Origin of the sequence: Mediterranea sp. An20, from assembly GCF_002160055.1 — a bacterium.
Classification (GTDB): Bacteria; Bacteroidota; Bacteroidia; order Bacteroidales; family Bacteroidaceae; genus Bacteroides; species Bacteroides avicola.
Map to the genome: position 1 here is coordinate 17432 of NZ_NFJV01000024.1, position 13584 is coordinate 31015.

Here is a 13584-nt window from a genome sequence, read left to right on the forward strand (position 1 = left end):
TCGGTGCGGAGGATAAAAAAGATGTACTCTATGTTGGCAAAAATATAGACTCTGTTGCAACATGTAAGCGTGGCATGGGATTAATTTCGTACCTTTGCGCCATGAAACCACAAGAAGACATCCCAAGCCCCGTGCTGCATCTTGAGCGCCAACAGTTGCTCTTGCGCATGGAGTATGAATACGAAAAGGAAGAATTCCGGCGACAGACCGAGTCGATGGGGGTGGCCCGCAAGGTGAAGCGCGGCCTGTGCTGGTATCCCGTCACGGTGGGGCGCCATTATTACAACTCGCTCAACCAGCTTGTGTTGGAGGTGACGCGCACGGAAGATACTGATATCGAACACGCATTTGAGTTTGGCCGTCCCGTCGTCTTTTTCCGCCAAGACTATGACGGAAAGATTACCTATTATAATACGCAGGCCAGTGTGAGTTATGCCGACGATACGCGCCTGGTACTTGTCATGCCCGGTATGGGAGCTGTGCTCGAATTGCAGGCAGCCGACCGTTTAGGCGTGCAGCTTTTCTTCGACGAGACTTCCTACCGCACCATGTTCGAGGCCTTGGCCGATGTGCTCCGTGCCAAGGGTAACCGCCTGGCCGAGCTGCGCGACACGCTGCTTGGCACATCAAAGGCTACCTTCCGCGAGCTATATCCCGTGCGCTTCCCCTGGCTCAACACGGCACAGGAGGAAGCTGTCAACCGGGTGCTTTGTGCCCGCGACGTAGCCGTTGTTCATGGCCCTCCCGGCACGGGAAAGACCACCACGTTGGTCGAAGCCATCTATGAGACACTGCACCGCGAGCCTCAGGTACTCGTCTGCGCTCAGAGCAACACGGCTGTAGACTGGATATCGGAGAAGCTTGTCGACCGCGGTGTCAATGTCTTGCGTATCGGAAATCCCACGCGGGTGAACGACAAGATGCTTTCCTTTACCTACGAGCGTCGTTTCGAGTCACATCCCGCTTATTCCGAACTATGGGCTTTGCGCAAGGAGTTGCGTGCTCTCTCCAGCCGTTCCCGCCGCAGCAGCTACGCCGAACGTGAGTCGCTGCGCAGTCGCATGAGCCGTCTGCGCGACCGGGCCACGGCATTGGAGGTGCAAATCAACGCCGACCTCTTCGATTCGGCCCACGTTGTAGCTTCCACCCTCGTCAGCAGTAACCACCGACTGATGCATGGACGCCGCTTCGGTACCCTTTTCATCGATGAGGCGGCTCAGGCTCTGGAAGCAGCTTGCTGGATAGCCATCCGCAGGGCCGACCGTGTGGTTTTGGCAGGTGACCACCAGCAACTGCCTCCCACCATCAAGTGCTACGATGCCGCGCGCGGAGGACTGGAACAAACGCTGATGGAACGCATCGCCCGGCGTAAGCCAGAGGCCGTCAGCCTGTTACGTGTGCAATATCGAATGAATCAGGACATCATGCGCTTCCCTTCCCACTGGTTCTACCACGATTTGCTGCAGGCCGACCCTTCCGTGAGCCATCGAGGTATCTTGGACTGGGATACGCCCATTGATTGGATAGACACTACCGGGCGCGATTTCAAGGAGCAGTTTGTGGGGGAGACCTTCGGGCGCATTAACAAAGACGAGGCCGACCTGCTGCTTCACGAACTGGAGGCCTATATCGGGCGTATCGGTGGAGAACGCATCTTGGACGAGCGCATAGACTTCGGCATCATCTCGCCCTACAAGGCTCAGGTGCAGTACCTGCGCAGCCGCATCCGTCAGAGTGCCGTCTTCCGCCCTTACCGCGAACTTTTTACGGTGAATACTGTCGATGGCTTCCAGGGACAGGAGCGGGATGTCATCTTCATCTCTTTAGTGCGTGCCAACGATGACGGGCAAATTGGTTTTCTCGGCGACTTGCGCCGCATGAACGTAGCCATCACCCGCGCACGGATGAAACTTGTCATCCTGGGCGAGTCGGAAACATTGGCCCGGCATCCTTTCTACCGGGAATTGCTGGAATATATCCAGGAATTGCATCGGGGGGAATAAAAAAGAAACAGGCGCGGAATCCCGCGCCTGTTTCTTTTTTATCTACGAAGTGATTGGAATCTTTCATCCGTCGGATAGTATAGCTAATATCTTGCTGATAATCGGCACCATACTTCGCATATATTACGAACTTACTGCCTATCGCTTGGAAGCAGGCTGCCTATCGCTTAGCTATTTTTTGCAAAGGGCTTACCAGAGAATCCGTCCTGTACACAGTGTACCGATGTTGTGCATAAAAAGATTCAACCACTTCTATATACACCTTTATAATAAGTGCTTATCTTCTTTTAGTTGTTCTCCGGGCGCAGTTTACGTACCGTCACTGCCGTCTGCCACATTTCGCTTTCGCGCAGAGCCTTCAGCTCGGCGTTCAGCTTCTCGCGGTAGTCAGGCTTTGAATTGCTTTCGATGGAGATGCGCGCTTCGTTGCCGCTGGCCACGCTTTGATAGAGCTTTTCCATCACCGGCTTGATGGCATCGTGGAACGGTCCCATCCAATCCAAGGCACCGCGCTGGGCCGTGGTCGAGCAGTTGGCATACATCCAGTCCATGCCGTTCTTGGCAAAAAGAGGCATGAGCGATTGCGTCAGTTCTTCCACCGTTTCGTTGAAGGCTTCCGAAGGCGAGTGGCCATGTTCGCGCAGCACTTCATACTGAGCCAGCAGCAAGCCCTGGATGGCTCCCATCAGCGAGCCGCGTTCGCCCGTCAGGTCTGAATAAACTTCGCGCTTGAAAGTAGTTTCAAACAGATAGCCCGAACCGATGCCGATGCCGAAAGCCAGTGTGCGCTCCTTGGCATGGCCGGTAGCATCCTGGTAGACAGCATACGAACTGTTCAGACCACGACCTTCGAGGAACATGGTTCGGAGTGAGGTGCCCGACCCCTTGGGAGCTACCATGATGACGTCGATGTCCTGCGGGGGGATAATGTTGGTCTGGTCGTTGTAGGTGATACCGAAGCCGTGAGAGAAGTAGAGAGCTTTGCCGGCAGTCAGATATGGTTTGATTTTAGGCCATACGGCAATCTGAGCGGCGTCGCTGAGCAACATACATACGATGGTTCCCCGTTGGGCAGCCTCTTCGATGGAGAAGAGCGTTTCGCCGGGCACCCATCCGTCGGCCACGGCTTTGTCGTAGGTTTTGCCTTCGCGTTGTCCTACGATGACGTTGAAACCATTGTCACGCAAGTTGCATGCCTGTCCGGGGCCTTGCACGCCATAGCCCAATACGGCGATGGTTTCGTTCTTCAGTATTTCGCGTGCTTTCTCTAAGGGAAACTCTTCGCGGGTAACCACATTCTCGGTTACTCCGCCAAAATTCATCTGTGCCATTGTTTTTTTGTTTTTAAGTGGTTATAAATGTATTTCTGATTTGTTCTTGTTTATCTGAATTCTATCTTTGCCCGGCATACCGTTTCTTCTCCGTTCTTCCTGATTTCCACGTTGCGGATGTCTTCGTCCGCTTCCTGTTGACAGAAGAAAGAGAGGGTATCGCCGTAATAACACTCTGCCACATAGGCCATTTCGAAACGGTGGATACGCTTCTTGCGGTAGAGGTCGAGAGGAAAGAGGTCGAGAATATGTTCGATGTAGCGGATACTGTTCACGTGTCCGTTGATGTCGATGTCGCTGTATTTGGCCTGGAGTGAATCTGCCTCTTCCTCGGCATGCACTTTGATGCGCGAGGGCTTTCCGATGGGGCAGGGATGTTCGCAGATATAATCCGTGATACTTCCGTTGTTCACACTCAACAGGTCGATAGGTCGTCGGGTATTCATGTTTATCATGGCCCATACAGAGCGTGCATATCCCAGCGGGTGTCCGTCTTTGTCCAATATGGCATAGTTGCGGTCGGTAAATAACCGGTAGACATTCTCCACCCATGTTTCGATGCTGAAAGGCTCATACTGCCGGGGCATCTCTTCCATCTCTACAGCCAGGCGTGAGAGCACCCACGTGTAGTCCTCCTCGTTCAGGGTCGCCATACCGAACCCCCGTTCCTCGGCGTGGAATCCGGCACAGTTCAGCAGGTGATTGCCCAATACACCCAGCGTCAGCCTTCCGGTAAAATCTACGTGGAAAGGTTCTGCCACAAAATGATAGGAGCCTATTTTGTTGTTGTTCATGATGTCTGTTCTTTGGATTGACGGTATTTGGCTTCGCGTTCTGCCAGGTATTCGTTAACACGTTCGATGCAGCCGGTAGTGATGGCCACACGCCCTGAACGCACAAACTGGAGCACGCATCCCAATCTCTGCAGTTCCTGATAGAGAAGGGTTATTTCCTCACTCATCCCGTTCATTTCAGCGATGGCAAACACCGGGTTTACCTCAACGATGCGGGCGTGGAACTGGCGTATGACTTTCGATACTTCCGGCTTGTTTTCGAGTACGGGCGTAGTGAGCTTGTAGAGGGCTATCTCGTGCTGATAGATTTCGTGGTCGGTGAAGTAGTGAGCCTGTAGTACATCTATCTTTTTGGAAATCTGTTTCACTACTTTTTCGATGGTATCTTTGTCCGTCCATGCCGTGATGGTGTACTTGTGTACACCTTTGATGGACGAAGCCGACACGTTGAGGCTCTCGATGTTGATTTGCCTCCGCGTGAAGACGGCTGTCACCTGATTCAGCAAGCCGGCGATATTTTCCGAATGGACGATGATGGTATATAATGTCTTTTCCATAATCTTCTTCTTAATTAAATCAGCATTCTAAAAGCATCTGGTTTACTGAGCCGCCCGGTGGAGTCATGGGCAGCACGTTCCCTTCTTCTGTCACGCAAGCTTCCAATAAGAAAGGACCTGGGGTGGTCAGCATTTCGTCAATGGCTTCTTTCAGTTCTTTGCGTGCGATTACCCGTCGGGCAGGGATGCCATAGGCTGCGGCTATCTGCTGGTAGTCGGGGTTAAGCATGGGGGTAAATGAATAACGCCGGTTGAAGAACATGGCTTGCCATTGGCGTACGTTGCCCAGAAAGTTATTGTTCAGCATAATCATTTTTACGGGTGCCTGCTGTTCCATGATGGTACCCAGTTCTTGCAGGTTCATTTGAAAGCCGCCATCGCCCATAAATACGCACACAGTCCGGTCCGGCCTTCCAAAAGTGGCACCAATGGCAGCCGGCATGCCGAATCCCATGGTGCCCAAACCGCCTGAGGTGACGATGCTTCGCGGTTGGCGATAACGGAAGTAGCGGGCTGCCATCATCTGGTTCTGTCCTACATCGGTCACCAAGATTGCTTCGTCATGAGTAGCTTCGCTCACGGCACGCACTACTTCGCCCATGCTTAAGGTATTGCCGGCAGGATGCAGTTCGAGTCGGATGACCTTTTCCTCTTCCACTTCTTCGTAGGTGCGGAAGCTGCTCAGCCATTCGGTATGGGTGGCAGGTTTTAGCAGGGCTGTTACCAGGGGGAGTGTCTGTTTACAGTCACCCAGCACAGCTACGTCAGTCCGTATGTTTTTGTCTATCTCCGCGGGGTCAATATCGAAGTGAATGATTTTCGCCTGCCGGGCGTATGTCTGCACGTTGCCCGTTACACGGTCGTCGAAGCGCATGCCTACGGCAATAAGTACATCGCATTTATTGGTGTGGATGTTGGGCCCCAGATTGCCGTGCATGCCCAGCATGCCTTTGTTTAGCGGGTGGTCAGTAGGTAAAGCAGAGAGACCCAGTAGCGTGCGTGCGGCTGGCATTCCGGCGCGTTCGATAAATGCACGTAGTTCCTCCTGAGCATGCCCCAGTTCAACACCTTGTCCGACGAGCACGAGAGGACGTTGTGCATGGTTGATAAGGTCGGCTGCCTGGCGTATGGCATCTTCGTCGGGTTCGGGCACCGGCACGTAACTGCGTATGTAGTCTACCTTTACGGGGCGGTAATCCAGTTTGTCGGTTTGTGCATTTTTGGCAAAGTCCAGTACCACAGGACCCGGCCGACCGCTGCGTGCTATGTAGAAGGCACGTGCCACGGCCCAAGGCACATCTTCGGCCCGTCGTATCTGATAGCTCCATTTGGATATGGGCTGCGTGACACCTACCAGGTCGACTTCCTGGAAAGCGTCGGTGCCGAGAAATCCTGTTCCCACTTGTCCGGCAATGACTACGATGGGTGTGCTGTCTATCATGGCATCGGCAATGCCGGTGATGGTATTGGTAGCTCCCGGGCCACTGGTAACGAGACACACTCCCACACGACCCGATACACGGGCATAGCCCTGTGCTGCATGCGTGGCTCCCTGTTCGTGGCGGACCAGAATATGTCTCAGAGTCTTGCGGTGGTCATACAATGCGTCAAACACAGGCATGATACTTCCGCCGGGATAACCGAAGAGGGTGTCTACACCTTGAGCTTCGAGTGAACGCATCAAGGCTTCGGCGCCGCTAATGAAGTTATTATGTTTTGAGTCTTTGCTCATGATATGATGGTTGAAAAATAATTGGCTATTCTACGATTCTTACTCCTCCCTTATCTGCCGAGCTCACTAAGGTAGCATAAGCCCTGAGAGCCTTGGACACTTCACGTTCTCGTTTGAGTGGGCGTTGCGTTCTTGCTTCCAGTTCTTGGTTGGTCAGCTTCACGTTGATGCTTCGTCGGGGAATGTCTATTTCGATGATGTCTCCGTCTACAATCTTTCCGATGTTGCCTCCTGCGGCTGCTTCGGGAGAGATATGTCCGATGCTCAGTCCGGAGGTGCCCCCGCTGAAACGTCCGTCGGTGATGAGGGCACATTCTTTACCCAGGTGCCGCGATTTGAGGTACGAGGTGGGGTAGAGCATTTCCTGCATGCCCGGTCCGCCTTTGGGCCCTTCGTGGGTGATGACCACTACATCGCCGCTCTGTACCTCTCCTTCCAAGATGCCCCGGCAAGCCTCTTCCTGCGAGTCATACACACGAGCCGGTCCGCTGAACTTCCAGATGCTTTCGTCTACACCGGCAGTTTTTACCACGCAGCCGTCTTGGGCGATATTTCCTTTCAGCACGGCCAGTCCTCCGTCTTTGCTGTAGGCATGTTGCAAATCGCGTATACATCCCGTGGAGCGGTCGGTGTCCATTTCTTTGTAGTAAGCTTCCTGTCTGCCCATCTCCAGACAAGGCCTGCCGGCGGGAGCAGAAGCATACCGCTTCAATGCCTTACGGCATACGTTGGGGCTGCGCAGGCTGAAACGGTCGATGGCTTCGGCAAGCGTCATGCCGTCTACGCGTCGTACCGAAGTATCTACCAGCCCTCCGCGTGCCAGTTCATCCATGATGGCCATGATTCCTCCTGCGCGGTTCACGTCTTCTATGTGGTATTTCTGTGTGTTGGGAGCCACTTTGCAGAGACAAGGTGTGCGGCGCGACAAGGCGTCTATGTCGTCCATGCTGAAATTCACCTCTGCTTCGTGGGCAATGGCCAGCAGGTGCAATACGGTATTGGTAGAGCCTCCCATGGCAATGTCCAGTGTCATGGCATTGAGGAATGCTTGCCGGGTAGCGATGCTTCGGGGCAATACGCTTTCGTCTCCTTCCCGATAGTAACGTTGAGCGTTTTCTACGATGCGCCGGGCAGCTTCCTTGAACAGTTTGCGCCGGTTGCGGTGTGTGGCCACTATGGTACCGTTGCCGGGCAGGGCCAGGCCGATTGCTTCGTTCAGGCAGTTCATCGAATTGGCAGTAAACATGCCCGAGCAGCATCCGCAGGTGGGGCAGGCCCGGCATTCTATCTGTGCCACGTCGGCATCGCTTACGCTGGGGTCGGCCGCTTGTATCATGGCATCAATGAGGTCGAGTTTCTGTCCGTTCCATTGTCCTGCTTCCATGGGGCCGCCAGAAACGAATATGGTAGGTATATTCAGCCTCATGGCAGCCATGAGCATGCCCGGCGTGATTTTGTCGCAGTTACTGATGCACACCATGGCATCGGCCTTGTGTGCATTTACCATATATTCCACGCTGTCGGCTATGAGGTCGCGCGAGGGCAGGGAGTAGAGCATGCCGTCGTGTCCCATGGCGATGCCGTCGTCGATGGCAATGGTATTGAATTCGGCGGCAAAGCATCCTAACTTTTCAATTTCCCGTTTCACGTACTGTCCTATTTCGTGCAGGTGGACGTGTCCGGGCACGAATTGCGTGAACGAATTGACCACGGCAATGACGGGTTGTCCGGCCTGTTCGGGTTTCATGCCTGCCGCTGCCCACAAGGCGCGTGCTCCGGCCATGCGTCTTCCCTCGGTGCATACCGAGCTTCGTAACTGATGTTTCATACTCTTCGGTTCCTTTCATGAAAAAAGCCTTTCCCACGGTGTAAGAAAGGCTTCGATTATTATCTGTCAGAACGAACGGATGTACATACACAAACCTTTCTCACGCTCTCGGGGTAATCACGACGACGCGAATAATATGCAGGACTGCCAGGTTGGTATAAACAGATAGGTTCGTCATATAATTCTTTTATTTCATTTGTTGTTCTTGTTTCGTATAACGCTGCAAAGGTAAATTGTTTTTTAGAAATTGCAAACAATTTGAAGAAAAAAGTGGCAAAAAAGTGATTGTTCGTAAAAAGAGCATGTCTGATAGTTGATAATTGATAGTTTAGAATGACACCGGAGGAAAGGAAAGAGGGATTGCTGCTGCCTCTTCCGGCGGGATGTATAGAACAGAACCGGTGCTGACAGCTTGGAAGCAGACTGCCCATATATATGAAGCAGGCTGGTTATATATAAGAAGTAAGGTGTTGGAAATGTGCGGTACAAGTGCTTGTGAAGTCACCCTTTCGGGGGTATAGGCGAAGAAATAAGTCTTTCTTCCTTTTGGGTAGATTGCAGTACAACAAGACCACAGAACCTCCGGTGGCGAGTAGGAGGTTTTGTGGTCTTGAATTCTTCTGCAGAGGGAGATAGTGTAGAAGAAAGAGTCTGAAAGTAGCTTGCCCTTAAATGACTAAGTCTTTCATCAGTGGTATTTCGTCGGAAGGAATGCCCAGAAAAACAAGCGTGCTGCTGTCTTTTTCAAAAGCTTCCCTGAAAGTTGCATGGTTGCCATATAAGGCTGCAGATTGCCGGTAATAGTCTGTGGCCGAGGTAACGTCTCCCGATACCCAGGCGACGTGTCCGGCATTTAGCCAGTCATCGGCTGTCCGTTCCTTTTCAGGGATGCGGGCATAATACTTGGCGGCCTGTCCCCAGCGTCCGCACAAGAGTGAGCACCAGCCGATGGCCCGCCAAATTTTCAGGTTTTTGTCATCTTTCATCAGGTCGAGGCGGAAAAAGTACTGCAAAGCTTCGTCATACCTTTCCATTCCGGCTAAGCAGGTACCAATATGAAACAGAATGTGGTAATTGTCCGGCTGCAGGGCATCTGCTTTCTGATAATATTCCAAGGCAGCGCTATAATCTTTCAGCATTCGGTGGCAAGTGCCTAAATGTCTGAGGGTCCATGCCTGGTTCGGATATAGGGCATCTGCTGTCTGGTAGGATTCGATGGCTTCGCGATAACGTTTCCCTTTTTGCAGGCAGTAGCCTATTTTCTGGTAAATATCCGGCGTACCTTCCACGCTGGCCTGTTCGCGATACAGTTCAAGGGCTTCTTCCAAATAATTGTTTTGGAAGAAGTAGTCGGCTATAGGCTGTATGTCTTCCGCTGTTGTCATCAGTGTCCGGAGTATGGGGTTATGATAAGGGTTCATATCTTCCCGGAACGGATCCTTGAATTCATTCTTACGCCGGAACAGTTTGAAGAAGCGGTAAAGGTCGTGTATATATTGGTTGCTTATAATCTCCGGTCGGGCGGCGTGTTGGCGGATATGGCCGAATTGCTGTTCGTCTATTATTTCTTCTAAGCCTCTGTTGTTAAATTGTTGCATCATCAGTCCGCGTTGTCCTTTGGGCAGCTGGGCCAGTGTGAAAGCCATTGAATACTTGTCGCTGTCGCAGAAGAGGCCGGCATCTAATATCAGACTGGCAGCCTTGTCCGATTCGGGCAGGTTTTTCAGGCTCTGGATAATGGTAGAGTGATGACGGTCGAAGGGCAGGAACCAGTTGGATATTTCATTGAAGAAAGGAAATCCTTTCAGCATGGAAAACGTACTCATGTAAACATCGGAACCGGCCATCTGCAATTCGTTAATTTCTCGTATCTTATCTCCCAAGCCATTTTTTTCGAAAGCGTTGGTCCAGTCCGGGTTCCAGTCATTCTCTTCCGGTTCGTCGCTTTCAAATTTCATTTTGCGCAGGAAATCTACGTTTTTCATCACCTCCGGTATGATTTCCTCACGCATTTTCCGGTCAATCTTTTCGGTATCGCGGCTGCGTAGCAACTGGAGGCAGATTCGGTTCAGCTGTTTCTTCAGGTTATATTCTTCCTGATAGAGTTGGAAGGTTTCTGTCAGTTGCGGGTAATATAACGAAATCCGGTTGCCGTGGCGCAACAGGACCAGCACCAGTCCGGTCAGTGCCCGCTGCTCGACACTGGTTTTGCGGTGTCTGGCAGCTTCCAGCATCCATAGGCATTTGGCTGCATCAAAGCACTCCAGCAGACTCATGGTTACAGCGCTGACCAAAAGACACAAGTCATTTTCCGGCAATAGTTCCGAAGTAAGGAAAGCTGCCGCCTGTTGTTTGTCTATGGCATTCCACGCACTGTTACTCCAGGTGGAGAGAAACAATAGGCGGTTGGCTTCTTCGTGTTTTCTCAGCAGTCCGTCTGGTATCTGTCCGTCTTGAGGGAGCAGTTTTCCCAATGCCATGTCGTCGGCTAAATCTTCTAATGTATGCAGCCTGTCTTCCAGCGTGGGAGCCGGTGAACTCATGTACGCCCTGTTCCTGCGGAGTTCGTGGTAGTAGTAGGCAGAAGTTTTATCTAAGGCGGCAATCCTTGCTTGGTCGGCAATCTCCCACAGGTCGGCTCCCAACTGCAGATAGAGTGTCTGTCGCTGAGGGTCGTTCAATCCTTGTCGCATATATTGCAGCATATATTGGTAGGACGTCTTGTTTTGTTCCAACCGATTGCCCAAAGTCCAGTCAGCCCCTGCTGTCAGCAGGGATTCAGTCTGGACCTGAGCTTCTTTTAACCGTCTTTGTTGCAACAGTTGGACTATGCTGTCATATTGTTCATTGATAGATAAGTCATTCATAGGATAACGGTTGTTAAATTAAGATAGTTCTGCCTGCAAGAAGTGTGCCACGGGCTGCTTGCGTTTTTTAGAAGCGGACCTGCACCTGTGTCTGTAGCAGGTTGGAGCCTTCGCCGTGTTTGGGGTCGCGGCGTGTATATTGCAGTTGCAGGCGGCATTTGGGGTAGAACCACCATTGCAGACCTGCAACGTAGTTGGTGTTCTGCAAGTCCATCTTGGTATTTCGGTTGAAATAGTCGTAAGAGGCAATGAAGTCTATCCGTGGCAAGATGTGGGCAGAGAGGGTCAGGTAATAGCCGTTGCTTCGCACTTTGCCGTCCTTGCCGTGCAGAAACTCCGTGCGTATGTCAATGGGCTTGAACTTGAGCATGGCACCAGCCGACCAGCGGTTGCGCGTGTAGTTCTCGCCTACGGCAATGTTCGGGTTGGCGGCAGAGGTGGCTACGGCGCATCCTTTACCTTTGACGAATGTACCGCCTACAGACAGCCATCGGGTGGGATTGGCAATCAATGAGCCAACAATGTCTTTTTGGTTGTTACCGTCTTTTTTGTTGATGCCTTGTCCGTTCATGACTGCCAGCTTGTAGTTGAACAGATTTCCGAAGAGATCGCCGTATATCATCAGTCCTAAGTCTCGGCCTGCATTGGAGCCATAAAGCGGGTCGCTGCTGTCGTAACCTACCAGATAATTTGTTGCTTGCGAATAGATGTTTATCAATTCTACGTTGCAGGGGGACATGGGGTTCTCGAAAGTGAACATGGTTTTGAACTGTCCCAGGCGTACTGTCAGCTCCGGCAGGAAGTTATATTCGGTATAAGCTTCCAGAATCTTACCGGTGTTGGCAAAGTTATACATGAAATAAGCAGTCCAGCGGTCGGTTACTTTTCCCCGTACCATGAGGATGGCCCGTTTTATTTCAAATGTATTGGCTTTTGCATCGCCCGAATCGTCATAACTGTAAGCCAGTTGGGTGTATCCCTCGATGGTCAGTCTTTCCTTCAGTGTGTTGACTACTTTGTTTAAGTTTGATTCTTTTTTGTCGGTTTCCTGCGCCGAACCCCAGCTCGTCACAGCTAAGAGCAGCAGGAGAGAAATCAGTATTTTCTTCATGAGATAACTGTGCAAAAACAAAGGCAATCTGCGCGTTTTCGCCAGATTGCCTTTGGGTTAAATGATGTGGGTGATTATTCGTTGATTGCTGCGATTCCCGGCAGGACTTTGCCTTCGATAGCTTCGAGCAATGCACCGCCGCCCGTAGATACGTAAGATACTTCCTTGGCCAGGCCAAACTTGTTGATGCAAGCTACAGAGTCACCGCCGCCTACCAGCGAGAAAGCTCCGTTCTTGGTAGCTTCGACGATTGCCTCTGCCACTGCGCGTGAACCATGCGTGAAGTTCTCGAACTCAAATACGCCCGTCGGACCGTTCCACAGAATAGTTTTAGAGTTTTTGATAACATTGGCAAAGAGCTCTTCTGTCTTCGGACCTATGTCGAGGCCTTCCCAACCATCGGGAATATCGTTTACGTCGCAGAACTTGGTGTTGGCATCGTTCGAGAAAGAGTCTGCCACTTTGGCATCAACGGCCAATACCAAGTTTACTCCTTTCTCTTTAGCTTTCTTCATGATGTCGATAGCCAAATCCAGCTTGTCGTCTTCGCAGATAGAGAGACCGATCTTGCCACCCATGGCCTTTGTGAAAGTATAGGTCATACCACCGGCAATAATCAGGTTGTCCACCTTGTTCAGCAGGTTTTCGATGATTTCAATCTTAGAAGAAACTTTCGAACCGCCCATGATAGCAGTGAACGGACGATGGATGTCGTTCAGCACCTTGTCGACAGCTTTCACTTCTTTTTCCATCAGGTAGCCGAACATCTTGTGGTCTTTGTCGAAATATTTGGCGATGAGAGCCGTAGAAGCATGTGCACGGTGAGCAGTACCAAAGGCATCGTTCACGTAGCAGTCGGCATACGAAGCCAGCTTTTTAGTGAACTCTTTCTGGCTTTCCTTTACAGCTTTCTTGGCAGCAGCCTTTTCTTCGTCGGTAGCATCGTCTGCCAGACCACGGGGCTTACCTTCTTCCTCAGCATAGAAGCGGAGGTTTTCCAGCAGCAACACTTCGCCCGGTTTCAGGGCTGCAGCCTTAACAGCAGCTTCTTCACCCATGCAGTCGTTGGCGAATTGTACTTCAACGCCCAGCAGTTCGCTCAGGTGCTTCAGGATATGTTTCAGAGAGAACTTGTCGGTTACGCCTTTCGGACGGCCGAGGTGAGAACCGATGATGATGCTGCCGCCATCGGCCAGGATTTTCTTCAGCGTGGGCAGTGCAGCACGCATACGAGTGTCATCTGTGATGTTGAAGTTCTCGTCCAGAGGCACATTGAAGTCTACGCGGACAAATGCCTTTTTACCGGCAAAGTTGAATTGATCAATTGTCATAACCTTATATTTTTAAATTAAAAGTGTTAT

General features: G+C 51.6%; 9 protein-coding genes. 1 reads left to right on the top strand and 8 read right to left on the bottom strand.

Going from position 1 to position 13584, the window contains the following annotated elements; genetic code table 11:
* The first annotated feature begins 101 nt into the window (after positions 1-101).
* Complete coding sequence (locus B5F34_RS12790) at positions 102-2003, top strand: AAA domain-containing protein (RefSeq protein WP_087339790.1); 1902 nt, start codon at positions 102-104, stop codon at positions 2001-2003.
* A 287-nt stretch (positions 2004-2290) separates the two neighbouring features.
* On the opposite strand, the gene ilvC is transcribed toward B5F34_RS12790, so the two are convergent.
* The 8 genes from ilvC to B5F34_RS12830 form a co-directional block, all read right to left on the bottom strand.
* Positions 2291-3334: a ketol-acid reductoisomerase gene (ilvC, locus tag B5F34_RS12795; protein WP_087339685.1), complete on the bottom strand. Its 1044-nt coding sequence runs from the start codon at positions 3332-3334 to the stop codon at positions 2291-2293.
* Positions 3335-3384: 50 nt separating this feature from the next.
* Complete coding sequence (locus tag B5F34_RS12800) at positions 3385-4131, bottom strand: acyl-ACP thioesterase domain-containing protein (RefSeq protein WP_087339688.1); 747 nt, start codon at positions 4129-4131, stop codon at positions 3385-3387.
* On the bottom strand, positions 4125-4685 hold the full coding sequence (ilvN, locus tag B5F34_RS12805; protein ID WP_087339690.1) for an acetolactate synthase small subunit: 561 nt from the start codon (positions 4683-4685) through the stop codon (positions 4125-4127). Before ilvN ends, B5F34_RS12800 begins: the two co-directional genes overlap by 7 nt.
* 19 nt (positions 4686-4704) lie before the next feature.
* Positions 4705-6417 (bottom strand): biosynthetic-type acetolactate synthase large subunit, encoded by a 1713-nt coding sequence (gene ilvB / locus B5F34_RS12810; protein WP_087339694.1) that lies wholly within the window; start codon positions 6415-6417, stop codon positions 4705-4707.
* Positions 6418-6442: 25 nt separating this feature from the next.
* Complete coding sequence (ilvD, locus tag B5F34_RS12815) at positions 6443-8245, bottom strand: dihydroxy-acid dehydratase (protein ID WP_087339697.1); 1803 nt, start codon at positions 8243-8245, stop codon at positions 6443-6445.
* A gap of 668 nt (positions 8246-8913) precedes the next feature.
* Positions 8914-11112, bottom strand: coding sequence for a tetratricopeptide repeat protein (locus B5F34_RS12820; protein ID WP_087339700.1), 2199 nt, complete (start codon positions 11110-11112; stop codon positions 8914-8916).
* 67 nt (positions 11113-11179) lie between these two features.
* Positions 11180-12223 (bottom strand): porin, encoded by a 1044-nt coding sequence (locus B5F34_RS12825; protein WP_087339703.1) that lies wholly within the window; start codon positions 12221-12223, stop codon positions 11180-11182.
* A 74-nt stretch (positions 12224-12297) separates the two neighbouring features.
* Complete coding sequence (locus B5F34_RS12830) at positions 12298-13554, bottom strand: phosphoglycerate kinase (protein WP_087339706.1); 1257 nt, start codon at positions 13552-13554, stop codon at positions 12298-12300.
* Positions 13555-13584 lie beyond the last annotated feature (30 nt).